Source organism: Streptococcus oralis, assembly GCF_023110055.1.
GTDB lineage: Bacteria > Bacillota > Bacilli > Lactobacillales > Streptococcaceae > Streptococcus > Streptococcus oralis_BY.
In genome coordinates this window covers 1,255,912-1,282,122 of record NZ_JALDVG010000001.1, presented here as the reverse complement: position 1 = coordinate 1,282,122, position 26,211 = coordinate 1,255,912, and the positions used below count along the sequence as shown (strand labels likewise).

At 42.3% G+C, this 26,211-nt stretch carries 31 protein-coding genes and 2 pseudogenes; 31 read left to right on the top strand and 2 right to left on the bottom strand.

The features are described 5' to 3' along the window. Positions 1–150: 150 nt before the first annotated feature. Entirely contained in the window at positions 151–345 is a 195-nt protein-coding gene (locus M1G01_RS06065) for a PspC domain-containing protein (protein ID WP_000415528.1), read from the top strand. A gap of 131 nt (positions 346–476) precedes the next feature. On the opposite strand, the gene M1G01_RS06060 is transcribed toward M1G01_RS06065, so the two are convergent. Further along, positions 477–1,031, bottom strand: coding sequence for a GNAT family N-acetyltransferase (locus tag M1G01_RS06060; protein WP_247931402.1), 555 nt, complete (start codon positions 1,029–1,031; stop codon positions 477–479). Between the two features lie 109 nt (positions 1,032–1,140). Here M1G01_RS06060 and M1G01_RS06055 point away from each other — a divergent pair, with 109 nt between their 5' ends. Then, positions 1,141–2,511 (top strand): MATE family efflux transporter, encoded by a 1,371-nt coding sequence (locus tag M1G01_RS06055; RefSeq protein WP_247931401.1) that lies wholly within the window; start codon positions 1,141–1,143, stop codon positions 2,509–2,511. A 96-nt stretch (positions 2,512–2,607) separates the two neighbouring features. Then, entirely contained in the window at positions 2,608–3,324 is a 717-nt protein-coding gene (locus M1G01_RS06050) for a YebC/PmpR family DNA-binding transcriptional regulator (RefSeq protein WP_000532894.1), read from the top strand. A gap of 49 nt (positions 3,325–3,373) precedes the next feature. Here M1G01_RS06050 and M1G01_RS06045 read toward each other — a convergent pair whose 3' ends face one another. After that, positions 3,374–4,078, bottom strand: a complete 705-nt coding sequence (locus M1G01_RS06045; protein WP_049550220.1) for a CD20-like domain-containing protein — start codon at positions 4,076–4,078, stop codon at positions 3,374–3,376. A 192-nt stretch (positions 4,079–4,270) separates the two neighbouring features. On the opposite strand from M1G01_RS06045, the gene M1G01_RS06040 reads away from it, so the two are divergent. The 28 genes and pseudogenes from M1G01_RS06040 (at position 4,271) to rpsL (ending at position 26,209) form a co-directional block, all read left to right on the top strand. Further along, positions 4,271–4,732 (top strand): MarR family winged helix-turn-helix transcriptional regulator, encoded by a 462-nt coding sequence (locus M1G01_RS06040; RefSeq protein ID WP_049550221.1) that lies wholly within the window; start codon positions 4,271–4,273, stop codon positions 4,730–4,732. Continuing rightward, positions 4,716–5,075: pseudogene (locus tag M1G01_RS06035) on the top strand (6TM ABC transporter family protein); the annotation flags it as partial. The gene M1G01_RS06040 and the pseudogene M1G01_RS06035, both read left to right, overlap by 17 nt. Positions 5,076–5,089: 14 nt before the next feature. Further along, positions 5,090–5,353 (top strand): annotated as a pseudogene (locus M1G01_RS06030) (single-stranded DNA-binding protein); the annotation flags it as partial. A gap of 276 nt (positions 5,354–5,629) precedes the next feature. Then, positions 5,630–6,616 carry a substrate-binding domain-containing protein gene (locus M1G01_RS06025; RefSeq protein WP_007520714.1) on the top strand — a complete coding sequence of 329 codons (987 nt, stop codon included), beginning with the start codon at positions 5,630–5,632 and terminating at the stop codon, positions 6,614–6,616. Further along, positions 6,616–7,932 carry a sensor histidine kinase gene (locus M1G01_RS06020; protein ID WP_049550222.1) on the top strand — a complete coding sequence of 439 codons (1,317 nt, stop codon included), beginning with the start codon at positions 6,616–6,618 and terminating at the stop codon, positions 7,930–7,932. Before M1G01_RS06025 ends, M1G01_RS06020 begins: the two co-directional genes overlap by 1 nt. Beyond that, entirely contained in the window at positions 7,925–8,608 is a 684-nt protein-coding gene (locus M1G01_RS06015; RefSeq protein WP_007520712.1) for a response regulator transcription factor, read from the top strand. Before M1G01_RS06020 ends, M1G01_RS06015 begins: the two co-directional genes overlap by 8 nt. Next, positions 8,605–9,888: an ABC transporter substrate-binding protein gene (locus M1G01_RS06010; protein WP_049550223.1), complete on the top strand. Its 1,284-nt coding sequence runs from the start codon at positions 8,605–8,607 to the stop codon at positions 9,886–9,888. The genes M1G01_RS06015 and M1G01_RS06010 overlap by 4 nt, the downstream gene beginning before the upstream one ends. Before the next feature lie 220 nt (positions 9,889–10,108). After that, the gene (locus tag M1G01_RS06005) at positions 10,109–10,546 is read left to right on the top strand and encodes a PTS sugar transporter subunit IIA (protein ID WP_007520708.1); all 438 of its coding nucleotides are present in this window, start codon (positions 10,109–10,111) and stop codon (positions 10,544–10,546) included. A 43-nt stretch (positions 10,547–10,589) separates the two neighbouring features. After that, positions 10,590–11,084 carry a PTS sugar transporter subunit IIB gene (locus M1G01_RS06000; protein ID WP_004193690.1) on the top strand — a complete coding sequence of 165 codons (495 nt, stop codon included), beginning with the start codon at positions 10,590–10,592 and terminating at the stop codon, positions 11,082–11,084. Positions 11,085–11,111: 27 nt separating this feature from the next. Then, complete coding sequence (locus tag M1G01_RS05995) at positions 11,112–11,957, top strand: PTS mannose/fructose/sorbose/N-acetylgalactosamine transporter subunit IIC (protein ID WP_007520706.1); 846 nt, start codon at positions 11,112–11,114, stop codon at positions 11,955–11,957. Further along, positions 11,941–12,795 carry a PTS system mannose/fructose/sorbose family transporter subunit IID gene (locus tag M1G01_RS05990; protein ID WP_025172565.1) on the top strand — a complete coding sequence of 285 codons (855 nt, stop codon included), beginning with the start codon at positions 11,941–11,943 and terminating at the stop codon, positions 12,793–12,795. Before M1G01_RS05995 ends, M1G01_RS05990 begins: the two co-directional genes overlap by 17 nt. A gap of 90 nt (positions 12,796–12,885) precedes the next feature. Beyond that, positions 12,886–13,176, top strand: coding sequence for a hypothetical protein (locus M1G01_RS05985; protein ID WP_007520704.1), 291 nt, complete (start codon positions 12,886–12,888; stop codon positions 13,174–13,176). 177 nt (positions 13,177–13,353) lie between these two features. After that, positions 13,354–13,815: a MarR family winged helix-turn-helix transcriptional regulator gene (locus tag M1G01_RS05980; protein ID WP_247931400.1), complete on the top strand. Its 462-nt coding sequence runs from the start codon at positions 13,354–13,356 to the stop codon at positions 13,813–13,815. Further along, a complete protein-coding gene (locus M1G01_RS05975) occupies positions 13,799–15,568 on the top strand; it encodes an ABC transporter ATP-binding protein (RefSeq protein ID WP_247931399.1) in 1,770 nt (589 codons plus the stop codon). The genes M1G01_RS05980 and M1G01_RS05975 overlap by 17 nt, the downstream gene beginning before the upstream one ends. Next, entirely contained in the window at positions 15,558–17,318 is a 1,761-nt protein-coding gene (locus M1G01_RS05970) for an ABC transporter ATP-binding protein (protein WP_049550226.1), read from the top strand. The genes M1G01_RS05975 and M1G01_RS05970 overlap by 11 nt, the downstream gene beginning before the upstream one ends. Positions 17,319–17,415: 97 nt before the next feature. Continuing rightward, entirely contained in the window at positions 17,416–17,919 is a 504-nt protein-coding gene (locus tag M1G01_RS05965; protein ID WP_000800936.1) for a phosphatase PAP2 family protein, read from the top strand. A gap of 113 nt (positions 17,920–18,032) precedes the next feature. Beyond that, entirely contained in the window at positions 18,033–18,479 is a 447-nt protein-coding gene (locus tag M1G01_RS05960) for a LytTR family DNA-binding domain-containing protein (RefSeq protein WP_000776591.1), read from the top strand. A gap of 5 nt (positions 18,480–18,484) precedes the next feature. Beyond that, complete coding sequence (locus M1G01_RS05955) at positions 18,485–19,159, top strand: LiaF transmembrane domain-containing protein (protein ID WP_000725755.1); 675 nt, start codon at positions 18,485–18,487, stop codon at positions 19,157–19,159. Between the two features lie 104 nt (positions 19,160–19,263). Then, entirely contained in the window at positions 19,264–19,452 is a 189-nt protein-coding gene (gene rpmB, locus M1G01_RS05950; protein WP_001140948.1) for a 50S ribosomal protein L28, read from the top strand. Positions 19,453–19,604: 152 nt separating this feature from the next. Next, positions 19,605–19,970, top strand: a complete 366-nt coding sequence (locus M1G01_RS05945; RefSeq protein WP_000216434.1) for an Asp23/Gls24 family envelope stress response protein — start codon at positions 19,605–19,607, stop codon at positions 19,968–19,970. Between the two features lie 2 nt (positions 19,971–19,972). Beyond that, complete coding sequence (locus tag M1G01_RS05940) at positions 19,973–21,640, top strand: DAK2 domain-containing protein (RefSeq protein WP_247931398.1); 1,668 nt, start codon at positions 19,973–19,975, stop codon at positions 21,638–21,640. A gap of 124 nt (positions 21,641–21,764) precedes the next feature. After that, on the top strand, positions 21,765–21,971 hold the full coding sequence (locus M1G01_RS05935) for a hypothetical protein (protein ID WP_000390738.1): 207 nt from the start codon (positions 21,765–21,767) through the stop codon (positions 21,969–21,971). After that, positions 21,968–22,162 carry a hypothetical protein gene (locus M1G01_RS05930; protein ID WP_000709167.1) on the top strand — a complete coding sequence of 65 codons (195 nt, stop codon included), beginning with the start codon at positions 21,968–21,970 and terminating at the stop codon, positions 22,160–22,162. Before M1G01_RS05935 ends, M1G01_RS05930 begins: the two co-directional genes overlap by 4 nt. After that, positions 22,149–23,024, top strand: coding sequence for an ABC transporter ATP-binding protein (locus M1G01_RS05925; protein ID WP_000216047.1), 876 nt, complete (start codon positions 22,149–22,151; stop codon positions 23,022–23,024). The genes M1G01_RS05930 and M1G01_RS05925 overlap by 14 nt, the downstream gene beginning before the upstream one ends. A 12-nt stretch (positions 23,025–23,036) precedes the next feature. Then, positions 23,037–23,771: an ABC transporter permease gene (locus M1G01_RS05920; RefSeq protein ID WP_247931397.1), complete on the top strand. Its 735-nt coding sequence runs from the start codon at positions 23,037–23,039 to the stop codon at positions 23,769–23,771. 4 nt (positions 23,772–23,775) lie between these two features. Next, positions 23,776–24,873, top strand: a complete 1,098-nt coding sequence (locus M1G01_RS05915; RefSeq protein ID WP_247931396.1) for a sensor histidine kinase — start codon at positions 23,776–23,778, stop codon at positions 24,871–24,873. Between the two features lies 1 nt (position 24,874). Next, positions 24,875–25,474: a response regulator transcription factor gene (locus M1G01_RS05910; protein WP_247931395.1), complete on the top strand. Its 600-nt coding sequence runs from the start codon at positions 24,875–24,877 to the stop codon at positions 25,472–25,474. 318 nt (positions 25,475–25,792) lie between these two features. Continuing rightward, positions 25,793–26,209 carry a 30S ribosomal protein S12 gene (gene rpsL / locus M1G01_RS05905; protein ID WP_001142333.1) on the top strand — a complete coding sequence of 139 codons (417 nt, stop codon included), beginning with the start codon at positions 25,793–25,795 and terminating at the stop codon, positions 26,207–26,209. Positions 26,210–26,211 lie beyond the last annotated feature (2 nt).

Sequence of the window (26,211 nt, the reverse complement as noted above, 5' to 3'; positions counted from 1 at the left end):
TTTCTCTGCTTTTTATGTTTAATTATTAAGTCTCCATAGGCTTCAAAAGCGTAATAAAAGAGTATTTAATCAAAAAAATTAAAAAAACTGTTGCAATTTTTTTAATTTGATGATAAAATTAAAAAATTCTATAAAAAGGAGACTACTATAATGGAAAAACGCCTTGTTCGTAATGTACAAGACAAAAAGATTGCTGGTGTATGTGCTGGTATCGGTGACTACTTTAACATGGACCACACACTTGTTCGTGCACTTTGGATCATCTTCACCCTACTTGGTGGTTCTGGAATCTTGGCTTATGCTGTTCTCTACTTCCTTCTTCCAGAAGGCAATGCAGAAGCTTAAGCCATAGGGAGAATAAAAGTTTATTCTGATCAGTTGAAAATAAAAAATGCATGTAATCGTAGATTGCATGCATTTTTATATGTAGTTTCTCTCGAAAAAGAGAGGTTCTTTACCAGATGGACAAGTCTTGTTTAATGGTCACTAAAACGACGATACTCTATATGAAAGTCAAAATAATGTTCATTCTGTAACTTTTGGAAGATGTCGCGATAGGCTTCTTCGTCAAAATGGTCGCCACGGTAGAGAATTTCAAAACTCAAACCATCGTACTCTAGAAAAGCGTTGGCTGTTTTAAAGCCATTTTGCCGATAGAAGTCCATTCTAGCCTTCCTTTGCTCCAAGTTATCGCATTCTTCATCCAATCGCTCGACTTCCAGTAACATGGTTCGCTGGTAAAAATCAGTCAGCTTTTCGATGATTTCTTTTCCATATCCGTGGCTTCTCAAGTGAGGCATGATGGCAAAAAAACTGATATAGAAGGCCTTTGGATTGAAGATGGCAAAAGCAAAGCCGACAAACTCTTCTTGGTTATAAAAAGCAAAAAAGTGAGCATCTTCTCGGTCTTGATAGCGTAAAAACTCTGATAGAGGAACTCGTTCTTCCTCGGGGAATGCTTCCTTGTTTAGCTTTTCAACCTTATCCAGATCAGGAAATGCATCGGTAATTAATTGACTGGTCAAACTCATAAATGACCTCCTTTTCTTGATTATAGCAAATTGTCTCTCTGTAAGCAATTGATTGCAAACTTAGTGACAGAGCCTTGTCGCTCCTTTAGAAAGCTGATATAATAGCTTTATGAATAAGAAACGATCCGTGGACTTGATACATGGTCCTATTCTTCCTGAGCTGTTAAGCTTTGCCTTTCCAATCTTGCTGTCTAATATCTTTCAACAGCTTTATAATACAGCTGACGTCTTGATTGTTGGGCGTTTTCTTGGCCAAGATTCCTTGGCTGCAGTAGGGGCGACAACTGCCATTTTTGACTTGATTATAGGCTTTACGCTTGGTGTTGGAAATGGCATGGGGATCGTCATTGCCCGCTATTATGGGGCTCGGAATTTTACAAAGATCAAGGAAGCAGTAGCAGCAACTTGGATTTTAGGTGCTCTTTTGAGCATTGTGGTCATGCTGATGGGCTTTGTCGGTCTGTATCCACTCCTGCAATATTTAGATACCCCGGCAGAAATCCTTCCTCAATCCTACCAATATATTTCTATGATTGTGACTTGTGTAGGTGTCAGCTTTGCCTATAACCTCTTTGCAGGTTTGTTGCGGTCTATTGGTGACAGTCTAGCAGCTCTTGGATTTCTGATTTTTTCTGCCTTGGTCAATGTGGTTCTGGATCTCTATTTCATTACGCAACTGCATCTGGGAGTTCAATCCGCAGGGCTTGCTACCATCATTTCGCAAGGCTTGTCAGCGGTTCTTTGCTTTTTCTATATCCGTAAGAGTGTTCCAGAACTGCTTCCTCAACTCAAGCATTTTAAATGGAACAAGGCCTTGTATGCGGATCTCTTGGAGCAAGGTTTGGCTATGGGTCTGATGAGTTCCATTGTGTCCATTGGTAGCGTGATTTTACAGTCTTCTGTCAATACTTTTGGAGCTGTGATTATTAGTGCACAAACAGCAGCTCGACGGATTATGGCCTTTGCTCTCCTTCCAATGACGGCTATTTCTTCTGCTATGACGACCTTTGCCTCTCAAAATCTAGGAGCCAAGCGACCAGATCGCATAGTCCAAGGTCTTGGTATTGGGAGTCGTTTGAGTATGTCCTGGGCAGGTTTTGTTTGTATCTTCCTCTTTTTTGCCAGTCCTAGTTTGGTTTCTTTCTTGGCCAGTTCGACAGATATCTACTTGGTAGAAAATGGTAGCCTCTACCTGCAAATCAGTTCAGTCTTTTATCCGATTTTGAGCCTTTTGCTGATTTATCGGAATTGCTTGCAGGGATTGGGGCAGAAAGTCCTTCCTCTAGTTTCCAGCTTTATAGAACTAATCGGGAAAATCGTTTTTGTGGTCTTGATTATCCCTTGGGCAGGCTATAGGGGAGTTATCCTTTGCGAACCCCTTATCTGGGTTGCCATGACTACCCAACTGTACTTTTCACTTTTCCGCCATCCCCTGATAAAAGAAGGCAAGGCAATCTTGGCAACAAAAGGACAATCCTAGCTGGATTTGCTGAATAAAATCCATTTCCTCTAGTGAAAATCGAAAAAACTTGTGTTATAATAAGAAAGATTAAAATGTGAAAAAAGGAGATTCCTAATGGGACGTAAATGGGCCAATATCGTAGCCAAGAAAACGGCTAAAGATGGAGCTAACTCTAAAGTATATGCAAAATTTGGTGTAGAAATCTATGTAGCAGCTAAAAAAGGTGATCCAGACCCAGAATCAAACACTGCTTTGAAATTCGTTATCGACCGTGCCAAACAAGCCCAAGTGCCAAAACATGTTATCGATAAAGCGATTGATAAAGCCAAAGGAAATACAGACGAAACCTTTACAGAAGGGCGTTATGAAGGCTTTGGACCAAATGGTTCTATGCTGATCGTTGATACCTTGACTTCAAACGTCAACCGTACCGCAGCCAATGTCCGTGCAGCCTTTGGTAAAAACGGTGGAAACATGGGTGCTTCTGGTTCGGTTTCATACCTCTTTGACAATAAGGGTGTTATCGTATTTGCAGGTGAAGATGCGGACGCAGTCTTTGAGCAATTGCTCGAAGCAGATGTTGATGTGGACGATGTAGAAGCAGAAGAAGGAACAATCACTGTTTACACAGCTCCAACAGACCTTCACAAGGCTATCGTTGCCCTTCGTGAGTCTGGCATCGAAGAATTCCAAGTGACTGAATTGGAAATGATTCCTCAGTCTGAAGTGGAATTGTCAGGCGAAGACCTTGAAACCTTTGAAAAACTTTACAGCGTTCTTGAAGACGATGAAGACGTACAAAAGATCTACACAAACGTAGATGGATTCTAATAGAAAAACGAACAGTTTTACTAGCTGTTCGTTTTTTTGATATTTGAACTTAAACTCTGGTTTCAGAATCGTTTTGTTGCTTGTTTTTTTCTAGACCTAGACCGACTGCATGTTTTTGAACGAGCAAGAGCTGTCCATTGTCCTGTTTTGCAAAAGTTAAGGTAACAGTCTTGATCTTGTCACCAATGGAGATATAGGTGATTTTTCTCGTATCATACCCTCCGATAGTGGAGTCAAATTCGGAGTCTGGTAGTCCGTGTTTTTTGATAATATCCTTGTAGTTGGTACCACCTTTTCCTTTGTTATCAAGGTCACCTTCGATTAAGGCGTCGAACTGTTCCTGGGTCCAGGTGAAGTTATCGTCTTCTTCCTCCTCTGGGATGGAATAGGCGCTATCATCTGTCAAGTCGCTTTCTTCTTCGCGCTCCATTGAGGCACTTGCCTCTCTATAGGAATGGTTAAACTCCCTGACAAACTCTTTGTAGACATTAGCGTACAGTATCTGGGTCGTAAAGAAAAGTACAACAGAAGCAACTGCAAGGGATGTTCCGATAATGGCCATTGTTTTTCGTTTTTTGAGATTGACGATAAGGCCTATAATCCCCAAGATAAATGCGACAATGGCGATGAAAAATGATAGATAGTTAATAAACGGGATCCAGGATCCTAAAAGTGCGATGGCTCCAAAAATGGTTGCCAAGATTCCTAAAACTCTTTGTTCTTCTGGTTTCATTTGAACGTTTTCTCCCTTCATCGAGTGAATGGATTTCTATCCACAGTAGTTAGTGCTTATTATAGAAAAAATATTGCCTAATGTCAATTTAAACTAAAATAGTTCTCATGGAAACTTTTTTCTTGACATCTTTTCTGAAAATGATAAAATAGTTCTCATGGAAACTTAAATAGTTCTTGTGAGATCTATATTTATCGTGAGAAAGGAGCAATCATGGACAAGCCGATGTTAATGTTTAAACGTTTTGGACACCAGGTTCATCTGATGGTACAGAAAGAAGCCAAGCGATGTGGCATTGAATTTATGGGTGGACCGCAAGGGCAGGTTCTGCGTTTTTTAGATCATTGTGAACAAAAAGAGGAACTGGTCTTGATTAAGGATATCGAGCAGGAACTCAATATTACCAAATCTGTGGCGAGTAATCTAGTCAAGCGTATGGTGCAAAATGGTTTGGTTGAGTTAGAGGCGAGCCCGAGCGATAAGCGGGCAAAATTTGTTCGCCTGACGGAGAAATCGCGTTCGCAGATGCAAAAAGTTAAGGCATTTTTTGATCGGATTGATCAGAGTCTGCTAGAGGGGGTTTCAAAGTCAGACTTAGCAATCTTTGAAAAGGTACTCGGGCAATTGCAAGCAAATGTTGAGAAGATAGGAGGAGAGAATGAAGAAACTTGCTAAACGTATTACAGGAAAAGAGTGGGGGATGATCCTACTAGCCATTCTCTTCACCTGCTTTTCGGTTTATCTGGAGTTGGAAGTACCGACCTATATCTCGAAAATCACGAATTTGTTGGGAATTAAAGAAACTAATTTAGATGAGTTATGGCAACCAGTAGGTATGATGGTGGGAATGTCTTTTCTGGCCTTCTTGTCCGCAGTTGCAGTTGGATTTTTTACGTCCAGAGTGGCTGCTTCTTATACTAGTAGGCTAAGAAGTGATATTTTTAACCGAGTTTTAGACTACTCGCAGACAGAGATTAAGAAATTCTCTATTCCCAGTCTTTTAACTCGTACCACCAATCTCAGAGCGGTTAGCGTGAAGCGGATTTTGTAAATGTGGTTGTCTGGGACGCCTAGCTGAGACTTTAGCCAGCTATGCAAGTAAGGGCAGCTTGATTTCCCTGAATGGTGAGTTGCGGACTCGTCGCTACGAGAAGGAGGGGCGACTCATTATGTGACAGAGGTGCTCTGTCATAGCTTCCATCTCCTGGAAGTCGCGCCCAGCGTGCTCTGCGTGAAAATGACAGCGGAGGTGATTTGGCAGATTTAGTGTTGGAAGAAGAGGAACTTCCCTTTTAAGCAAGAAGCAAAGAGTGGGAAATGACCTAGCTCTAAAAAATCAGCATTCAGTTTTGTAAGATGCAAGATCTGTTTGACTGAATTCTATTTCTCTCAAGCTTTTAAAAGTTTAATTATGATTGCCGAGGTGGGACCAAGAATCAAAAATCAATGAATTTTTAGATTCTGTCTCGCTTTTTTTATGATAGTCATTTTGGAAAGATTTTGCTTTTTGGCGGTTTTGTAATATAATAATCCTATATGTTTTATAAAGGCGCTTACGGCATAGGGGGGGAAATGGTAGCAGCTAATGTCAAAAAACGGGTTCAGCATTATCAGAAGAAGGCTCTCTGGCCGCTTTTCATTCTGCTTATTTTTGCTTTGTTTTTTGTTTATTTCAAGGGCGTTATGCCAGGTGAGAAGCAGGTCAAGATTGGGGCAACCTACATGACCATGAATAATGATTTTTATAAGACATTAAATGCGGAGCTGGAGAAGAAAACCAACCAGCAGGGCAGCCGGCTTTACGTGCGGGATCCTGAGTTGGATGAGGGCAAGCAGAGCCAGCAGATTGACTTTTTTGTCCGAGAAAAGGTTGATGTCATTGTTATCAATCCGGTAAAAAGCAATAGTCCAAGCATTATTTCCTCTCTTCAAAAGGCCAAGAAATCTGGGATTAAAATCATCGTAGTGGATGCGCCTATCAGTCAGGATGTAAAAGTGGATACGACTATTGTGTCGGATAACTACCAAGCAGGCGTCCTGATTGCCCAGGACATGATGAAGCGCTTGCCTTCTGCTAATATTCTCCTTCTAGAGCACCGCAATGCCGTCTCTGCCATGGACCGGATTCAGGGATTTATTGATACGATTGAAAAACAGCCTAGCTACAAGATTATTTCCCAGAAAGAAACATTGGGTCAGACAGAGGAAAGCATGCCGCAAGTAAAAAGTGCCTTAGACGAAGGTTTGGACTTTAATGTAGTCATGGCGCTCAATGATCGGGCAGCTATCGGCGCCTTAGCAGCTATTAAAAATCAAGGTCTTGATAAGAAAATCTCCATCTACGGCGTGGATGGATCACCTGATATCAAAAACTTTTTGGCTACGACTAGTGATATAGAGGGAACCGTGGCTCAATCGCCCATTCAGATGGGACGCAAGGTGGCGCAAGTAATTGAGCTGATGCAGGAGGGGAAATCCTACGACAGCCAATACCTGATTCCTGTTCATCTGGTTAATAGAGATAATATCAGTCAATACACAGTTACAGGGTGGCAATAATGAGACCTCAAAAAAGTATCTTTTACAGCAAAATAGCCCTAATGGTCATCAATCTGCTTGCCATTGTCTATAATGCATCCATCTATCTCTTTGCGACCAACTATGTAGCGGCTAAGGGCTTCAGTCACTCGCTTTTGGAGCGTTTGGATGCCATTCCGGGCTCTCCTAGCCTAATCTTCAGGGTATCTATTAGTCTGTATGCCTGTCTGCTTTTAGTCATGTACTATCGGGAGCGTCACCCCAATCAGCTGTCCGTCTATGACAAGGTGACCATTATTGAAATCCTGCTCATGCTGGTCATCTTTTCCGTCTTGCACTCGTCCTACAATGGCTTGATTCTCTTGGTGTTTGCGGATATTTTCTATGGCTCTAAGGAGTTCAATGCTTCCAAGGACAAAAAGTACTGGTTTTCTTTCATTATTTTGAGCTTTGGCATGCTGCTCTTGTCCAACTATAACCTCATGTCGCTCTTTATCAATCTGCCGTCTTTGGATACCTATATTCGTTTTTATCCTGAGTCTGTACGCTTTCTGCTCTTATTTGGCAAGAACTTTCTCTACTCGCTTAATATTGTCGTTTTTATGATTTCCTTGCTATTCTATATCTTGTCGGCTATTACGGAGCGCCATCGTATTGAGGAAGAGCTTCGCATGGCTTTTCAAGCCAATCGCGAGCTGAACTCTTACCTGGCTTTGTCTGAGAAAATAGCAGAAGATCGAGAGCGGAAGCGGATTGCCAGAGAGATTCACGATACATTGGGCCATGCCCTGACAGGAATTTCAGCGGGTATTGATGCGGTCAAGGTATTGGTTGATATTGATACCAATCGGGCTAAGGAGCAGCTTAATAATGTCTCAGTCGTCGTTCGAGATGGTATCCGTGACGTCCGAGGCTCGCTCAATAAGATGCGCCCGGGAGCTCTGGAAAATAACACTTTGAAGGAAGCTCTGATTAAGATTACCCGTGAGTATGAAGCCATCTCCAACTTGGAGATTCATCTCCTCTACAAATGGGATAATATTGACTTGGATATTTCCAAGGAAGACATTGTCTTCCGAGTGATCCAGGAGTCGATTACCAACTCTGTCCGCCATGGGCATGCCAAGACTATCTGGATTGAGCTACTAGAGGAAGAAGAAGCTTATGTAATGACCATTCAGGATGATGGTGTTGGCTTTGATGAACTCCACTATGGCTATGGCCTCAAGCAGATGCAGGAGCGCCTAATGATTATTGGCGGAAGCGTCCGCTTTGAAAATCAGGACGGTTTCTACACGCATATCGAAATTCCAAAAATAGGAGGAAGACATGATTAAGGTTTTAATAGCAGACGATCAGGCCTTGATTCGCGAGTCTCTGCAAATCATTCTGTCTGCCCACGCAGATATTGAGGTAGTCGGGACGGTCGGAGACGGCAAGGAAGTGATGGAAAAGCTTCATCGGGTGCGCCCAGATGTGATTTTGATGGATATTCGCATGCCAGTCATGGACGGTGTTCTCTGTACCAAGGCTGTCAAGGAGCAGTATCCAGATGTCAAGATTATCATCCTAACGACCTTTGACGATGATGAATTTATCTTCTCAGCTCTCAAATACGGTGCTTCTGGTTATATTCTTAAAGGGGTTTCGACAGAAGAGCTTCATGAAGCTATTCAAACAGTCTATCGAGGCGGAGCTATGATCAATCCCAATATTGCCACCAAGGTCTTCAAAATCTTTTCACAGATGGCCCAGTCCAACTTTGCCATCACAGTGACAGAGGAAAATGTGGAGGACATGAACCGGACGGAGTGGAAGATTATCCAGCAGATTGGCTTTGGGATTTCGAATAAGGAAATTGCAGCCAAACTCTTTCTATCAGAAGGGACAGTCCGTAATTATCTGTCGGGTATCCTAGCCAAGCTCAACCTGCGTGACCGGACCCAACTGGCTATCTGGGCCGTACAGACTGGAGTCACCCAGAGAGATTTTAGTAAGGAAAGCGACAAATGAAGTGGAGATTGAGAAATTTGTCCCTGCTGGTTGTCTTGATTATATCTGTTGCTCTGGCTTTTGTATTTTGGGATTCAGCTCAGGAAAAAGTCCTGCGTATCGGGATCTATGCTGGCTCTAGCTGGGATGTGCCTAACAGCCGCGAAAACAAGGTCTTGGACAGCCTGATTAAAAAATTTGAAAAGACGCATCCTCATGTCAAGGTCGTCTACGAAAGCGGTATTCCCAAGGATGATTATGCTGACTGGCTGGCAGAGGAAGTCTTGAAAGGCAAGCAGCCAGATCTCTTTATGGTACCAGAAAACGACTTTAGTATGTTGGCTTCGACTGGCGCGCTTAAATCCTTGGATACCCTCCTAACGGATGATGAGCGAAAGGCTTTTTATCCAGTGGCTTATGAGGCTGGGCAATATCAGGGAGTCAGCTATGCCCTTCCAGTTGAGAGCAATCCTATTATGATGTGTGTCAATAAAGACCTGCTTGAAAAAGAAGGAATTAGCATTCCTGAGTCGGGCTGGACCCTGGTGGATTTCTATGAGATTTGCAAGAAAGTAACCAAGGATACCAATGGCGATGGTGTGGTGGATCAGTACGGTATAACAGATTACACTTGGCAGCAGGCTCTGGTAGCTTACGGCGGCCATCTTATCGATAAATCCGGTATCAATGTAGACAGCGCAGAGATGCACCAAGCCTTGACCTTTATGAGCAAGCTAGATATGCTCAGCCAACACTATAAGGTGACTTCTAATGACTTTGATGAGGGACGGGTGGCCTTCTATCCTATGAGTCTGGCCCAGTATCGGACCTACAAGCCTTACCCTTACCATGTTGCCAAATATTCCAGCTTTTCTTGGACCTGTATCCCGATGCCGACAGCCAATAGTCAGGTGATGGGAACACAGGTCAAGACCTCGCTTTTTGCCATGTCTTCCAATACCAAGCAAGAGAAGCTGGCTTGGGAATTTATGCTCTTGCTGTCACAGGATAAAGAAAGCCAGCAGGCTTTGTTTGAAAAATCGCAGGGGACCTCAGTCTTACCATCTGTGGTGAAAAGTCAACAGGCCAGAGAAATCTTACAGGCAGATGATTTTGGCCTGGATTCCTTGACTTCTGAGAGGTTAGACCACATGATGAATCGCTCCATCATTGACATCAGTCTTGAAGTAGACCGTCATACCATGGACAGGATGGACTATCTGATTCAAAATGCTATGCAGAATCAAGAGATTGACAGTGCCTTGCCGAGCATTCAAAGAGAAATAGAAAGCGGAAAATAATCTGCTTTCTTTTTTATTTCTAATTAAGTCAGAAAAAAGCACAGCTGCCTAGACCAATATGACAAATGTCATATTTTTCCTAACAAATGTCATCTGGGCAAAATGACATTTGACAATATGAAATCGGTTTCAAAATTTGTAAAATAAAATCATCAATAAATCCTTCATCATTTAAAGCCTTACTTGGCTAAGAGCTAGAAGGAAAAAGGAGGCAGGAAAGATGAAATACCTTGTACTGGTCAGCCATGGGGGACTGGCTGCAGGCGTGCAGAGTTCCTTAAAGATGTTTGCCGGAGACAAGACGGATCAGGTCATTGCGGTTGGTCTTCAGGAAGGCGAGTCAGTTGATGATTTTGCAGTTAATTTTACTCAGGCCTTGGCTGGCTTAAGCGCTGATGACAGTGTCTTAGTTCTGGCTGATATTGTAGGAGGCAGTCCTCTGACGACAGCAGCTAGTGTCTTAGCTGACATGGGTAAGCTCGACTCAGCAGTTATCTTGGGTGGTTTGAACCTGACCATGGGATTGACTGGTTTGGTTATGAAAGACATATTAGACGGAAAAGAGCTAGCTCAGGCTATCCTTTCCGAGGCTACAGCTGCTTTGCAGGAATTTGAAGTCGTAAGTGATGCAGCTGACGAAGATGAAGACGACATTTAGTACTTCCGCCATACATTCTAAAAGATAAAAGGAGATTTTAAAGATGACAGTATCATTTGTACGGATTGACGACCGCATGATCCACGGTCAAACAGTCACTCGCTGGGCCAAGGAATACCCTTGTGATGGCTTGATTGCAGTAAATAATGCTGCAGCAGGAAACAAGGTTTTGATTCAGGCCTACAAGGGAGCTTCTGACAAGAAGACTTTTGTTTGGACCAAGGAAGCTTTCAAGGAAAAATCAGGCAAGGTCACAGAGTCAGACAGCCGCTATTTCCTCATTACGAAAAATCCTGTGGACATGAAAGAAATCCTAGTGGACCAAGGCTTTGTACCTGGTGATGTTAAGGAAATCATCATTGGCCCTGCTAATGACCGTCCTGGAGCTATTAAGCTGGGGAATAACCAGTCCATTACCCAGGAAGAGGCAGAAGCGATTGAGGCGATCGAAAAAGCAGGCTACAAAGTCAAATTCCAGCTTCTACCAGATGTTTCCATAGGTTATTGGAGCGATTTCAAGTCTAAATTTGGTTTTTAATTATAATAATAAAAAGGAGAGTCTATTATGACAATTTCTTGGCTGCAAGCCGCTTTACTGGGTCTTTTCGCTAGTTTAGCTTCTATGCCTGGTATGGGTGGTTCTAGTATTGGTAACTACACTTTGGGACGTCCTCTGGTCGGGGGCTTGATTAGCGGGCTGATTCTCGGAGACTTACAAACAGGGATTATGGTTGGGGTAGCCCTTCAGGTTCTCTACATCGCTCTAGTAACACCAGGTGGTACAGTTTCTGCTGATGTGCGGGCGATTTCTTACATTGGGATTCCTCTCGCAATCTTATTTGTTCATTCTAAAGGAATCACGTCTGAATCTGCTATCGCTGCAGCAGCTGCACCAATCGGAGCAGCAGTTGGTACTATCGGTACAGTTCTCTTCTATGGAACAGCCACTACAAACCTGATATGGCAGCACATTGGTTGGAAAGCCGTTGAAAAAGGCGAATTTAAAAAGCTTTACGCTGTTGACTGGGTTTATCCTTGGATTTCCCACTTTGTCTTCTCTTTCCTTCCAACAATGCTTATCACTAAGTTTGGCCCCGATATGGTTGAGCTGATGAAGACTCACCTGCCAATGGATGGCTTCATCATGAAATCCCTCTTTACAGTCGGAGCTCTTCTCCCATGTGTAGGTATTGCCATTCTCTTGAAACAAATCGTTACCAAGGCTGCTGACTTTATCCCATTCTTTGTGGGCTTCACCTTGGCTAAGTCACTTGGTCTTAATTTGGTTGCCAGTGCAGTTGTTTCATTGATTTTTGCAGTAATTTACTATGAATTGGAAGTAATCAAATCAGCTCGTGTGACCGCGCCGGCTGGTGGGGCTGACTTTGATGACGATGAGGAGGATATCTAAGATGGCTGAAAGAAAGAAAATAACTAAAAAGACTTTAGCGAAATCATTCCACCATTGGTACTATGGTCATTTGACTTGCTTCTCCCAAGAGCACATGCAGACTTTTGGTTACTTGACCTCTATGCTACCAATTGTGGAAGAACTCTACAAAGACAAAGCAGAGCAGAAAGAAGCTATGCAGACCTATACAGCTTTCTTCAACACAGAACCTCAGCTCGGAGCTTTGGTAGTGGGGATTACAGCTGGTTTGGAAGAAGCGCGTGCCAATGGTGATGCAGTTGATGGAGAAACTATTAATGGTATGCGTGCTGGTCTCATGGGGCCTATCGCAGGTATCGGTGACTCTTTGGTTGTCGGAACTTTAATTCCAGTTCTGCTGGGGATTGCCCTTGGCCTCTCGAAAGGTGGAAATCCTATCGGGGCTCTCTTCTATATCCTTGTTTGGAATGTTCTCATCTATGGCGGGATGCGCTTTGCCTACTTCAAAGGCTATGAATTAGGGGACAAGGCGGTAGAATTCCTTGTAGGACCTAAAGGACAGGCCCTTCGTAAGGCAATCAGTGTCATTGGTGGTATGGTTATCGGGGCAGTTGCTGCAACTTGGGTATCTGTAACGACTTCATTTGAGCTGAAAAATGCGGATGGCGAAGCCTTCTTGAAGCTACAAGAAAAGATTGACGGTGTTTATCCAGGTCTCTTAACAGCTGGCTTTATCACCCTTTGCTGGTGGCTGATGGCCAAGAAAAAAGTATCACCAAACCTTGTTATGCTCCTCTTGGTTGTCATTGCTTTGATTGGTGTAGCACTGGGCATCTTTGATCCTCAACTGAAATACTAATTCCTACTCAAGTTTCAGACTGGCAGTAAGTCCGATATGCTGCTAGTCTAGTATCAATTTGTTTGACTAAAATAAAGAATGGAGAAAATCATGACAGAACAAGAATTGATTCAAGGTTATGAAACAGAAATTCACTACCAGAAGCATATGATTGAAAATCTAGGACGCTGGTTTAGTCTCTTCTTTGTCATTGCCAGTATCGGTCTTGTTCTAATTTACTTCTTTCATGAGACTAATCTATTAGCACTGATTGCAGGAATTGTCCTAGCCCTTCTGGGTGTCTTAGCCATGCTCTTGTTTGGTTATGGCATCTACAGAGGCAGGCTCAATCTGCAAAAGGTGATCAATGATTTTGAAGCAAAACTAAAACTTGCAAGATAGACATTTAATCTAGAAAACATAATCCTAAGTGAGAAGCTCACTTGGGATTTTTTATCAAAAAATAGTTCTCTAGGAAACTTTTTTCTTGACATATTCTCTGTAAGTGGTAAAATAGTTCTCATGAAAACTAAATTAGTTCTCCAGAGAACTATATAAAATCATGAGAAGGGAGCAATCATGGACAAATCGTTGTTGATTTTTAAACGTTTTGGGTACCAGATCCACCTGATGTTGCAGAAAGAAGCCAAACGTTGCGGTATTGAATTTATGGGGGGACCGCAAGGACAGGTCCTGCAGTTTTTAGATCGTCGTGAGCATGATCAGGAATTAACGCTTATCAAGGATATTGAGACAGAACTCAATATCACCAAGTCAGTTGCAAGCAACTTGGTCAAGCGTATGGTACAAAATGATTTAGTCGAGTTAGAGGCCAGTCCAAGTGATAAACGAGCAAAATTTGTTCGCCTGACGGAGAAATCGCGTTCGCAGATGCAAAAAGTTAAAGCTTTTTTTGATCGGATCGATCAGAGTCTGCTAGAGGGGGTTTCAAAGTCAGACTTGGCAATCTTTGAAAAGGTACTCGGGCAATTGCAAGAAAATGTTGAGAAGATAGGAGGAGAGAATGAAGAAACTCGCTAAACGTATTACAGGAAAAGAGTGGGGAATGATCGTCCTTACGATTCTTTTCACTTGTTTCTCGGTCTATCTAGAGTTAGAGGTGCCGACTTATATTTCGCAAATTACAGAATTACTGGGAACGTCTGGAACGCAGTTGGGTGAACTCTGGTCACCAGCTGCGAAGATGATTGGTTTGTCTTTATTGGCTTTCTTTTCATCTGTTATGGTTGGTTTCTTTGCCGCTCGCGTTGCAGCATCCTATACAACCCATCTACGTAGAGACGTATTTCATCGTGTTTTAGATTTTTCGCAGACAGAGATCAAGCGCTTTTCAATCCCAAGTCTCTTGACTCGGACGACCAATGATATTACCCAGGTACAGATGCTCTTTACCATGGGCTTGCAAGTGGTTACTCGTGGGCCAATTATGGCTATCTGGGCCATTGGAAAAATCCTTGGGAAATCGGAATACTGGCTCTGGGCGGTCGTTGTGGCTGTTATTGTGAATGTCTTGATGACCACCGTTCTTATGACTCTGGCCTTTCCAAAACAATCGGTCATCCAAAAATTAACAGATAAACTCAATAGTATCACTCGTGAAAGTTTGACTGGGATTCGAGTTGTTCGTGCTTATAATGCGGAAGATTACCAAGATAAGAAATTTGAAGCAGCCAATGACGAGGTAACACGTCTCAATCTCTTTGTCAATCGATTGATGGCGATTATGAACCCGATCATGATGGCGATTTCTAGTGGACTAAGTTTAGCCATTTACTGGATTGGTGCCTATATCATCAACGATGCAAGTTTGACAGAACGTCTACCACTCTTTAGTGATATGGTGGTCTTCATGTCCTATGCTATGCAGATCGTGATGGGATTCCTTCTCATGGGAGCACTCTTTATCGTTCTTCCTCGTACCTTGGTTTCGGCAGGACGTATCAATCAAGTATTGGATCTGCATTCTTCTATTGAAAATCCTAGTCATGCACAGACAGCGGATCCTTCAGTTCAAGGGCAAGTGGAATTCCGTGATGTAACTTTCCGCTACTCTAAAAACTCAGAAGCAGTCGTGGAACATGTCACTTTCAAAGCAGAAGCGGGTCAAACCGTGGCTTTCATCGGATCGACTGGTTCTGGTAAATCTACGCTTGTCAACCTCTTGCCACGTTTTTACGACGTTTCTGATGGAGAAATCCTAGTGGATGGTGTCAATGTACAAGATTATGACTTGGAAGATTTGCGCAATAAGGTCGGCTATATTCCACAAAAAGCTGTACTCTTTTCTGGAGATGTCAAGGAGAACTTGGACTTTGGTAAGAGCAAAGAAACTCCTCTGAGCGAGGCTGCTATGTGGCAAGCTCTTGAATTGGCCCAGTCTAAAGCATTTATCGAGGACAAGGAAGCAGGTCTTGCATCAGAAGTAGCCCAAGGTGGAACCAACTTCTCAGGAGGTCAAAGACAGCGTCTGGCCATTGCGCGTGCCTTGGCTCGTAAACCAGAGATTCTCATCTTTGATGATTCCTTCTCAGCCTTGGACTACAAGACAGATCGTGTCCTTCGCCAAGAGCTAGCTGAGAAAACAAAATCCATGACCAAGCTCATCGTAGCGCAACGGATTTCTACCATTATGGACGCCGACCTGATCTTAGTTTTGGATCAAGGTAAAGTCGTGGGACAAGGCACCCACAAGGAACTTCTAGCTAGCAACGAAGTCTACCAAGAAATTGCCTACTCACAACTATCGAAGGAGGAATTGGAACATGGAAAATAAAAAAGTTTCGGTCTGGAAACAGTGCAAACCTTATATGGCAGGCCTCCAACTCCCTCTCCTACTAGCAGTTGTGGCTGCTATCATTTCAAGCATTATTACCGTTTATGGTCCAACTAAGATTAAAGAAATTACTAACTTGATTTCAGATGGCTTGGCTACAGAAATCGACTTGGTAGCTGTGTCAAACATTGCTAGCTTTTTAGTGATTCTCTATGTATTTGGAGCTATCCTTAATTATACACAGGCCTATATCTTTTCAACGAGTATCCAACATTTTTCAAAACGCTTGCGGACGGCTATCGCTGAAAAGATTAATCGTTTGCCACTTGGCTATTTTGACCGTCATTCACAAGGAGATACCCTTTCGCGCGTGACCAATGATGTGGATACAGCAGCGCAATCTCTCAACCAAAGTCTAGGGACAGTTCTTTCAGCTAGTTCCTTGTTGATTGCTGTCTTGGTGACCATGTTTGGGATGAACTGGATTTTGGCATTGGTAACCGTTGTATCAACCCTTGTTGGTTTTGCAGCGGTTTCCGTAATCATGGCCAAGTCACAGGGTTATTTTAAAGCTCAGCAAAATAATCTAGCAGCCGTCAATGGTTATGTGGAAGAGATGTACTCTGGCCATAATGTAGTGACCAGCTACAACGCAGTGGACACCTCCAAAGCGAGATTTGCAGGGTTAAACCAAGACTTGCATGACAGTATCTGGAAATCTCAATTTATCTCTGGTATCATGATGCCAGCCATGTTCTTTGTTGGGAACTTTAGTTATGTCTTAGTCATCATCGTTGGGGCCGCGCTGGCGTTAGAAGGGCATATCACTATAGGGATTATCGTAGCCTTTATGGTTTACGTACGGACCTTCTCCCAACCTCTGTCACAGATTGCCCAAGGGATTACGAGCCTGCAACAAGCGAGTGCAGCCATGACTCGTGTATTAGAATTTCTAGCTGAAGCTGAGATGCAGGATGAATCTCATAAGGAGAGACAATTGAGCGACATGAAAGGGGAAGTAGTCTTTGATCACGTGTCCTTTGGCTATACACCAGAGCGCACCATCATCCATGATTTTTCTGCGACAGCTCATGCAGGTCAAAAGGTCGCAATCGTTGGACCGACTGGGGCTGGGAAGACAACCATTGTCAATCTTTTGATGAAGTTCTATGAGCTAGATAAGGGAAGTATCCGCATTGATGGTGTGGATACCAAGGACATGAAGCGCTCTGAAGTGCACGATGCCTTTTCAATGGTCTTGCAGGATACTTGGCTCTTTGAAGGAACCATTCGTGATAATCTCATCTACAACCAAACAGGGATTAGTGATGAACGAATGATTGAAGCAGCAAAAGCAGTAGGAATCCACCACTTTATCATGACCCTACCAGATGGATACGATACTATTTTAGATGATACAGTGACCTTGTCAGTCGGACAGAGACAGCTCTTAACCATTGCTCGTGCCCTTATCAAAGATGCACCACTCTTGATTTTGGATGAAGCGACATCCTCAGTCGACACACGTACAGAGGAGTTGATTCAAAAAGCCATGGACCGTTTGATGGAAGGTCGAACTTCCTTTGTCATCGCCCACCGCTTGTCAACCATCCGAAATGCAGACTTGATCTTGGTCATGAAAGATGGAAATATCATCGAACAAGGCAATCATGAAGAACTCATGGCTCAAGGTGGTTTCTATGCGGATCTCTATAATAGTCAGTTTACAGAAGACGAAGCAGAAGAATAAATCAAAAGAAGGCTTGACGGCCTTCTTTTTCTGCACTATACTAGAAGACAAACGTCTCACCTATAGACGAAAACAAAGTAATGAATGAGAAGTATAAATGAAAAATTATCAAGAATGGTATCGAAATATCAGCTCTAGGCTCACCAGCCATCCCACTCTTCTATTTCTGTTACGCAGTTTCAATCGTTTGATGACAGTCGCCATGCCTCTGGTCTATTTGACCTTGCTAGTCACTACTTATCTGCAGCTAGGACTTGGGAAGCAAGTTGTGGTCTATTTGCTTGTCCCCGCTACAGGTTTTGTGATCTTGTCCCTTTTTCGTAAGAAAATCAATCATCCGCGTCCCTACGAAACTTGGGATATCCGTCCCCTGCTTGAAAAAGATAGTTCGGGACAGTCTATGCCCAGTCGCCATGTCTTTTCAGCAACTATCATCTCCATGGCCTGTTTCCATGCTTGGACTTTGATCGGAATGATCTTTCTTATTTGCTCAGGACTCTTAGCCTTGGTCCGAGTACTAGGTGGTGTTCATTATCCCAAGGATGTCTTGGTTGGCTATGCTTGTGGTCTCATGTGGGGGCTCCTTTTCTTCTTATTTTGACATGTAAGTTAAGCTAGTCCTACAACCACTTACTGCTTCAAAATGACCACTTGCTTTTTTGCCCTTGTATTCCTAACTTAGCTTTGATATAGTAGAGTCAGAAAGGAGATGTGATGAAGTTACGAATTGAGATTGACGGCAATTTAGAGGAGACTGAAATTGTCATCAAGACCCCCACTTTGACAGATGAAATTGCAGACTTGCAACGACTTTTGCAAGAGTCAAAGGCTCCGAGGTTGACTTTTTACAAGGGGACAGGTGAATATTATCTAGACCTGTCAGAAATTCTCTTCTTTGAAACAGAAGGGAGCAAGATCTACGCTCATAACCAGAAGGAAGCCTATGAAGTTCGTCTCAAACTTTATGAGTTGGAGTCTATCTTGCCTCGCTATTTTAGTCGAGTTTCCAAGTCAACGATCGCAAACATCCGTCAGATTTACTCAGTGGACAAGTCCTTTTCAGGAACGGGGACCATTTCCTTTTATCAGACGCACAAGGAGGTTCATGTCTCACGGCATTACCAATCCCTCCTAAAAGAAAATCTAAGAAACATGAGGTAAAAAAGATGAAAAAGAAAGCATTTGGTATTGTTTTATTGGTTTTAGCAGCTTGGATCTTGCTGCAAGGGAATTTTGGAATTCCTTCTTTGGATGGCAAGATATGGCCTTTACTAGGTATTGTTTTTTTTGCTTACCAATCAGTTGAAGCTTTGCTTCGTCGTCATCTAACATCAGCAGTTTTTACCGCTCTAGTAGCCTTAATGATTGCGAATCATTTTTATAACATTTTTCCTATTCCAAACCAGTCTTTGTTTTGGGCTAGTATCTTAGCAGTTCTAGGTGTCGGTTATCTTACTCACTCAAGTAAGTTCTGGAATGAAAAAAAATGGTGGTACAATGGGAAAAAAACAGTCGTCACGGATAAGGAAGTCGCTTTTGGTAGCGGGACCTTCTATAAACAGGATCAAGATCTCGTAGATGACCAAGTGGAAGTCGCTTTTGGGGATGCTAAAATCTACTATGATAATGCAGAGATGTTAGGTGATTTTGCGACTTTAAATATTGAAGTGGCTTTCGGGAATGCAACCGTCTATGTTCCACAACACTGGCGTGTCGATTTGAAAGTAGAAACATCCTTTGGTGCAGCTAAGGCAGACGCTCCTGTAGCACCAACAAACAAAACCTTGATTATCCGTGGAGAAGTCGCTTTTGGTAAACTTGGAGTTGTTTACGTTAAATAAAAAAATAGTTTAGGCCCTTGATAAATTCAAGAAAGTGTGATAACATAGTACGGTATGTGGTGCTAGCACATCCGCTATATTAGATCTAATAGGAGGAAAACACAATGGCTAAAGTATGTTACTTTACAGGTCGTAAGACTGTATCAGGAAACAACCGTTCACACGCGATGAACCAAACAAAACGTGCCGTAAAACCAAACCTTCAAAAAGTTACGGTTCTTATCGATGGTAAACCTAAAAAAGTTTGGGCTTCAGCTCGTGCTTTGAAATCAGGTAAAGTTGAACGCGTTTAATAAAAATGAAAAGACCGCTTAGGTCTTTTTCTTTTGCTCTAAGGATAAAATCATTTGAAAAATAGAGTAAATATCCGCCGATACAGCATTCTGCTTTTACACTTGGGCTGAAATATGATAAAATAGAGTATCAACTAGTTGAGGTAAAAAAAATGACTGTAAAAATTAATACAAAAGATGGTCAAATCGAACTGACAGATGAAGTGATTGCAACCGTAGTAGGTGGTGCCGCAACTGAGATTTTTGGTGTGGTCGGTATGGCTAGTAAAAATGCCCTCAAAGACAATTTCCAAGCCCTTCTTGGTAAGGAAAATTATTCTAAGGGTGTTGTTATAAAAGCAGCCGAAGATGGTAGCATTGCAGTTGATGTTTATACCGTATTGAGCTACGGAGTAAAGATAAGCGAAGTGTCAAAAAACATTCAAGAGCGTGTTCGTTTTAGTTTAGAAAATCAACTAGGAATTACTGCTCAGACTGTGAATGTCTACATTCAAAATATCAAAGTTGTAGGAGAATAATCGTGTCAAAAATTACTACCAGTTTATTCCAAGAGATGGTGCAGGCTGCATCAACTCGTTTGAATAAGCAAGCAGAATATGTCAATTCATTGAACGTCTTTCCAGTTCCAGATGGAGATACTGGGACAAACATGGGAATGACCATTGAAAATGGTGCCAAAGAAGTAGCAGACAAGCCTGCTTCTACTGTTGGAGAAGTAGCGAGCATTCTTGCTAAAGGTCTCTTGATGGGTGCGCGTGGGAACTCAGGGGTTATCACTTCTCAGCTCTTCCGTGGCTTCTCTCAGGCTATCAAGGAAAAAGATGAATTAACAGGTCAAGACTTGGCTCTTGCCTTCCAATCCGGTGTCGAAGTAGCTTATAAAGCGGTTATGAAACCAGTTGAAGGGACCATTTTGACTGTTTCTCGTGGAGCGGCTATTGGGGCTAAGAAAAAAGCCGAGGAGACAGATGATGCTGTTGAGGTCATGCGTGCAGCCTTGGAAGGCGCGAAAGCAGCTTTGGCTAAGACACCAGAAATGCTTCCAGTCCTTAAGGAAGTTGGTGTGGTAGACTCAGGTGGTCAAGGTTTGGTCTTCATCTACGAAGGATTCCTTTCAGCTCTTACTGGTGAATACAGTGCTTCTGAAGACTTTGTAGCGACTCCTGCTAACATGAGTGAAATGATCAATGCAGAGCACCACAAGTCTGTAGCAGGGCATGTGGCAACTGAGGATATTACCTTCGGTTACTGTACAGAGATCATGGTAGCCCTCAAACAAGGTCCAACTTATTCTAAGGACTTTGACTATGATGAATTCCGTAACTACTTGAATGACTTAGGCGACTCACTCCTTGTTGTCAACGATGATGAGATCGTCAAAGTTCACGTCCATACAGAAGATCCAGGTCTTGTCATGCAAGAAGGTCTCAAATATGGTAGCTTGATCAAGGTAAAAGTGGACAACATGCGTAACCAACACGAGGCGCAAGTTGAAAAAGAAGCAAGTCAAGGCAACAAGCCTGCTGAAACAAAAGAGTATGCCCTTATCGCAGTAGTAGCTGGTCAAGGTTTAGCAGATATCTTCCGTGCCCAAGGTGTGGATTATGTTATCGAAGGCGGGCAGACGATGAACCCTTCAACAGAAGACTTTATCAAGGCTGTTGAACAGGTCAATGCTCGCAACATTATCTTCTTGCCAAACAACAAAAATATCTTTATGGCAGCTCAGTCTGCGGCTGAAGTGCTTGAACAACCTGCAGTTGTGGTAGAAGCACGTACAATTCCTCAAGGTTTGACCAGTCTTCTTGCCTTTGATCCAAGCAAATCAATCGAAGAAAACCAAGAACGTATGACTGCAGCCCTTGGTGATGTCGTCAGCGGTAGTGTAACAACAGCCGTTCGTGATACAACTATCGATGGATTAGCAATTCATGAAAATGACAATCTTGGTATGGTCGATGGGAAAATCCTCGTGTCAAATCCTGACATGCACCAAACCTTGACAGAAACTTTGAAACATATGTTGGACGAAGACAGTGAAATCGTGACTTTCTATGTCGGTGAAGACGGAAGCGAAGAACTTGCCAATGAAATTGCCCAAGAAATCGCAGAAGAATTCGAAGATGTTGAAGTAGAGATTCACCAAGGTCAACAACCCGTATATCCATATCTTTTCAGTGTGGAATAAAAATTTAATCGATTAAAAAGAAAGTTGATTTTGCAACTTTCTTTTTTTATGACATTTGTCATATTTACTAGTGACAGAAGCATCTAGCTCCGCCAACTTCAAAGGACTATAATTGAAGTATGAAATGGAGGAAGAAAAAATGAAAAATAAAATGATTGTCGCAGTGAGTTTAGTAGCAGCAGGAGTTATGACCTATCTCATGTTTTCAGGATTGGACGAGGGTTTCTATCATTTTCCTTGGGAGCTCTTTGCTGGCTTTGGAATGATGTCTTGGCTTGTCAGAGAAGGTTTGAAATTAGTCAGAGATGTAAAAAAGGAGTTTGAGGAATGAAAAAAGCAATCATCTATTTCTTTATCGGCCTGTCACTCTTGGTATGGTTAGTGGAAATGTTTACTGGTTGGTTTGACCAAACCGTGCTTCGCCAATTTATTCGTGGTGCTTGGGGTTTTGGGTTTATGATTTTCGTCGTTTTCCCTATGGGAATGAAGTGGTTGAAAGGAGAATCTCATGACTGTGATTAAAGTTGAGAAATTGAGTAAGAAAATAAAAGACAAGGAGATCTTGCGGAACATCTCCTTTGAAATCAACGATGGTGAATGTGTCGCCTTGATCGGACCTAACGGAGCAGGTAAGACGACCTTGATTGATTGCCTCTTGGGCGACAAGTTCGTGAGCTCAGGTCAGATAGCTATTCAAGGGTTTGCGCCAACAGATCCTCGATTAAAGCAGCTTATTTCTATCTTACCTCAAGAAAATACGGTGGTTCAAGACTTGAAAGTGAAAGAACTCTTATCCTTCTTTCAATCAATCTATCCAAACAGTCTCTCCAATCAAGAAATTGATGACTTGCTGAGATTTTCGGACAAACAGAAAAATCAGCTAGCGGGCAAGTTGTCTGGTGGGCAAAAACGTTTGTTCTCTTTCGTGTTGGCACTAATAGGTCGTCCGAAAATTCTATTTTTGGACGAACCAACTGCTGCCATGGATACCTCGACACGTCAGCATTTTTGGGAAATTGTCAATCAGTTAAAGAAAAATGGTGTCACCATTGTCTACTCTTCTCACTATATCGAAGAGGTAGAACATACGGCTGACCGCATTTTGGTCCTCCACAAGGGTGAATTGATCCGGGATACGACACCTTATGCCATGCGTGGTGAAGAACAAGAAAAACATTTTACGGTACCACTAACTTATCAGGAAGTTATCAGCACTTTGGACCAGATTCAAGGGCTTGAAATCAAGCAAAATGCTCTTTCCTTCACAACCAAAGAAGCCAGCCAGGTATGGAAAGTCTTGCAAGAACAGGGCTGCATGATCGAAGAAATTGAAGTTCGCAATCGAACTCTCTTAGACAGTATCTTCGAAACGACTCAAGACTAAAGGAGATTGACGATGAAAAATATGACAAGTCTCATGAAAGTGGAAATCATTCTGATGAAACGGCAAGCAGTCTACTACTTGCTATCCATCGGACTTCCAAGTGTGTTTTACCTTATCTTTTCTGGTATGATGTCAGGGTCAGATATTCCAGAAATTGCTCTTCAAGCCTATCTTTTTGCCATGACGCTCTTTAGTATCATGTCAAGTGCTTTTTTCAGTATCCCAAGCACACTCGAGTCTGATAAGACAAACAACTGGCAAAAATTGATTCAACATTCTCCCGTATCTATGGTAGAATATTATGTATCAAAACTGTTCAGTACCCTACTGACTTTCTTGTTATCAATTATTGTTGTCTTTTCGGTTGGTCATTTTGTCCGTGGAGTGACGCTGCCTTGGATTGATTGGTTGGTGATTGGAGTTATTTTGCTGATCGGCAGCGTGGTCTTTATCAGCATGGGTGTCTTGGTGAGCTTGCTTCCCAGTGCTCAACTGATGACGGTTATTGGAAATATTGCCTATATTGCTTTGGCTGTTCTAGGTGGACTCTGGTTTCCTTTGAATTCCTTCCCAGAATGGCTCCAATCTATTGGAAAACTGACTCCAACCTATCAACTGATGCAGGTTGTCTCTTCCTATTTGGAACACCATGAATTTAATATTCTTGCTGCCTTAGTTGTGCTAGGTTATACAGTTTTCTTTGGTGTATTGGTAATCCAACTGAAAAAACGGATCGAGGTAAAATAAATCTATGTTGGAAAAATTAAAAAACACTCATTATATGTTTCATATTTCAACAGTGTTTATCATCTTTCCTATAGCGGGTGTCATCGTTGGAGAGTACCCGCTTTTAACCTTGTTATGGACTCTACTATTTGTCCTAGCTTTTTATTCGATTTTAGTCAGTCAGAATCGAACCGTGCAGTGGCTAGCTTGGTGGATTATGCTTGCTTACATTTTTTACAGTTCCGTTTGGCTGAATGCGAGCTTTGCTTGGTTTATCTTTTATTTATCCAATCTTCTCAATTATGAGTTGGATGAGATTTCTTTTCACTCTTGGCGTTTTGTTAGTTTTATTGTCTTGCAACCGTTGATTTTGACAGGGATTTATATGGTCAATCAAGTTAGTCCCTGGCAACTGCTCTTTTTCTTAGTGACTTTTGTCTTTTCTGATGCCTTGACTTTTGGTCTCTATCGAATTAGGATGGCAGAAGAGTTAAAAGAAGAAAAGATGAAACAAAATGCCAAGCTTAATCTTTTCTTGGCTGAAAATGAACGCAGTCGTATCGGTCAGGATCTCCATGACAGCCTAGGCCATACTTTTGCCATGCTGAGTGTGAAGACGGACCTTACCCTCCAGCTTCTTCAAATGCAGGCCTATCCCCAAGTGGAAAAAGAATTAAAAGAAATTCATCAGATCAGTAAAGAATCCATGAATGAAGTTCGTACCATCATTGAAAATCTCAAAACCAGAACACTTTCCTCCGAGTTTGCGACTGTTAAAAAAATGTTGGAAATTGCAGGAATTGAAACAGAAATTGATCACCAACTAGATACAGCTAGCCTAACTCAGGAATTAGAATCAACGGCCTCCATGATTTTGCTTGAATTGGTGACCAACATCATCAAACATGCCAAAGCGTCGAAAGCCTACTTAAAATTAGAACGAACTGAGAAAGAACTCATTCTAACAGTGAGAGATGATGGATGTGGCTTTGCTTCTCTAAAAGGAGATGAACTCCATACCGTTCGAGACCGTGTCCTTCCTTTTTCAGGAGAAGTAAAAGTGATCAGTCAGAAACATCCGACTGAAGTGCAGGTTCGGCTACCTTATAAGGAGAGAAACTAAGATGAAATTACTTGTTGCAGAAGATCAAAGTATGTTGCGAGATGCTATGTGCCAGTTGCTTACCTTTCAACCAGATGTGGAGTCCGTCCTACAAGCCAAGGATGGCCAAGAAGCAATCCAACTCTTAGAAAAAGAGTCTGTGGATATCGCCATTCTTGATGTAGAGATGCCTGTTAAGACAGGCCTCGAAGTCTTGGAGTGGATACAAGCAGAAAAGCTAGAAACAAAGGTAGTTGTGGTGACGACCTTCAAGCGCCCCGGATATTTTGAACGCGCGATTAAGGCTGGAGTGGATGCCTATGTTTTGAAAGAAAGAAGCATTGCAGACCTCATGCAAACCTTGCACACTGTCCTCGAAGGACGCAAGGAGTATTCGCCTGAATTGATGGAAGTAGTGATGACGCACCCCAATCCGTTAACAGAGCAAGAAATCGCTGTTTTAAAGGGAATCGCTCAGGGCTTGTCTAATCAAGAAATCGCAGATCAGCTTTATCTATCAAATGGAACCGTCCGAAACTATGTCACCAATATTCTTTCGAAACTAGATGCTGGTAATCGAACAGAGGCAGCCAACATTGCAAAAGAATCTGGTTGGCTTTGATAAGAAAGATAAAAAACATCTCAAACGAATGTTTAATTGAAGGAAATCCATACCAGAAAGGAGGAGGCAATTTTGCCTCCTTTTCTGGTTTAGAAAAGCGGTAAGAACTAGTGTCAAAGAGTTAAAAGATCAGAATAAAAACGAAAAAAATATTGACAAGTAAAGAAAAAATGTGTTACAATAATAGACGGTACTTTTTACTTTTGGTCTCTCAAAAGTGTACAGGGACGTGCTGACAAATGTTGCAAAAGTACACACAGATGGTAGCTGTCACCAAGTGTACCATCACCAAAAATAAAAAAACACAGGAGAATGTAGATGCCTACAATTAACCAATTGGTTCGCAAACCGCGTAAATCAAAAGTAGAAAAATCTAAATCACCAGCTTTGAACGTTGGTTACAACAGTCATAAAAAAGTTCAAACAAACGTTTCTTCACCACAAAAACGTGGTGTAGCAACTCGTGTTGGAACAATGACACCTAAAAAACCTAACTCTGCCCTTCGTAAATTCGCTCGTGTACGTTTGAGCAACCTTATCGAAGTTACTGCCTACATCCCAGGTATCGGACACAACTTGCAAGAGCACAGCGTGGTGCTTCTTCGCGGTGGACGTGTAAAAGACCTTCCAGGGGTACGTTACCATATCGTCCGTGGTGCACTTGATACTGCAGGTGTTAACGATCGTAAACAAGGCCGTTCTAAATACGGTACTAAACGTCCGAAAAAAGCATAAGG

Coding starts and splice junctions, on each gene's coding strand:
- M1G01_RS06010 (WP_049550223.1), top strand. CDS start 8,605: ATGAAGTGGAGATTGAGAAATTTGTCCCTGCTGGTTGTCTTGATTATA.
- rpsL (WP_001142333.1), top strand. CDS start 25,793: ATGCCTACAATTAACCAATTGGTTCGCAAACCGCGTAAATCAAAAGTA.
- M1G01_RS06005 (WP_007520708.1), top strand. CDS start 10,109: ATGAAATACCTTGTACTGGTCAGCCATGGGGGACTGGCTGCAGGCGTG.
- M1G01_RS06065 (WP_000415528.1), top strand. CDS start 151: ATGGAAAAACGCCTTGTTCGTAATGTACAAGACAAAAAGATTGCTGGT.
- M1G01_RS05965 (WP_000800936.1), top strand. CDS start 17,416: ATGAAAAATTATCAAGAATGGTATCGAAATATCAGCTCTAGGCTCACC.
- rpmB (WP_001140948.1), top strand. CDS start 19,264: ATGGCTAAAGTATGTTACTTTACAGGTCGTAAGACTGTATCAGGAAAC.
- M1G01_RS06045 (WP_049550220.1), bottom strand. CDS start 4,078: ATGAAGGGAGAAAACGTTCAAATGAAACCAGAAGAACAAAGAGTTTTA.
- M1G01_RS06040 (WP_049550221.1), top strand. CDS start 4,271: ATGGACAAGCCGATGTTAATGTTTAAACGTTTTGGACACCAGGTTCAT.
- M1G01_RS05925 (WP_000216047.1), top strand. CDS start 22,149: ATGACTGTGATTAAAGTTGAGAAATTGAGTAAGAAAATAAAAGACAAG.
- M1G01_RS05980 (WP_247931400.1), top strand. CDS start 13,354: ATGGACAAATCGTTGTTGATTTTTAAACGTTTTGGGTACCAGATCCAC.
- M1G01_RS06020 (WP_049550222.1), top strand. CDS start 6,616: ATGAGACCTCAAAAAAGTATCTTTTACAGCAAAATAGCCCTAATGGTC.
- M1G01_RS05985 (WP_007520704.1), top strand. CDS start 12,886: ATGACAGAACAAGAATTGATTCAAGGTTATGAAACAGAAATTCACTAC.
- M1G01_RS06000 (WP_004193690.1), top strand. CDS start 10,590: ATGACAGTATCATTTGTACGGATTGACGACCGCATGATCCACGGTCAA.
- M1G01_RS06060 (WP_247931402.1), bottom strand. CDS start 1,031: ATGAGTTTGACCAGTCAATTAATTACCGATGCATTTCCTGATCTGGAT.
- M1G01_RS05930 (WP_000709167.1), top strand. CDS start 21,968: ATGAAAAAAGCAATCATCTATTTCTTTATCGGCCTGTCACTCTTGGTA.
- M1G01_RS05960 (WP_000776591.1), top strand. CDS start 18,033: ATGAAGTTACGAATTGAGATTGACGGCAATTTAGAGGAGACTGAAATT.
- M1G01_RS06050 (WP_000532894.1), top strand. CDS start 2,608: ATGGGACGTAAATGGGCCAATATCGTAGCCAAGAAAACGGCTAAAGAT.
- M1G01_RS05955 (WP_000725755.1), top strand. CDS start 18,485: ATGAAAAAGAAAGCATTTGGTATTGTTTTATTGGTTTTAGCAGCTTGG.
- M1G01_RS05920 (WP_247931397.1), top strand. CDS start 23,037: ATGAAAAATATGACAAGTCTCATGAAAGTGGAAATCATTCTGATGAAA.
- M1G01_RS06025 (WP_007520714.1), top strand. CDS start 5,630: ATGGTAGCAGCTAATGTCAAAAAACGGGTTCAGCATTATCAGAAGAAG.
- M1G01_RS05975 (WP_247931399.1), top strand. CDS start 13,799: ATGAAGAAACTCGCTAAACGTATTACAGGAAAAGAGTGGGGAATGATC.
- M1G01_RS06055 (WP_247931401.1), top strand. CDS start 1,141: ATGAATAAGAAACGATCCGTGGACTTGATACATGGTCCTATTCTTCCT.
- M1G01_RS05935 (WP_000390738.1), top strand. CDS start 21,765: ATGGAGGAAGAAAAAATGAAAAATAAAATGATTGTCGCAGTGAGTTTA.
- M1G01_RS05915 (WP_247931396.1), top strand. CDS start 23,776: ATGTTGGAAAAATTAAAAAACACTCATTATATGTTTCATATTTCAACA.
- M1G01_RS06015 (WP_007520712.1), top strand. CDS start 7,925: ATGATTAAGGTTTTAATAGCAGACGATCAGGCCTTGATTCGCGAGTCT.
- M1G01_RS05970 (WP_049550226.1), top strand. CDS start 15,558: ATGGAAAATAAAAAAGTTTCGGTCTGGAAACAGTGCAAACCTTATATG.
- M1G01_RS05910 (WP_247931395.1), top strand. CDS start 24,875: ATGAAATTACTTGTTGCAGAAGATCAAAGTATGTTGCGAGATGCTATG.
- M1G01_RS05995 (WP_007520706.1), top strand. CDS start 11,112: ATGACAATTTCTTGGCTGCAAGCCGCTTTACTGGGTCTTTTCGCTAGT.
- M1G01_RS05945 (WP_000216434.1), top strand. CDS start 19,605: ATGACTGTAAAAATTAATACAAAAGATGGTCAAATCGAACTGACAGAT.
- M1G01_RS05990 (WP_025172565.1), top strand. CDS start 11,941: ATGAGGAGGATATCTAAGATGGCTGAAAGAAAGAAAATAACTAAAAAG.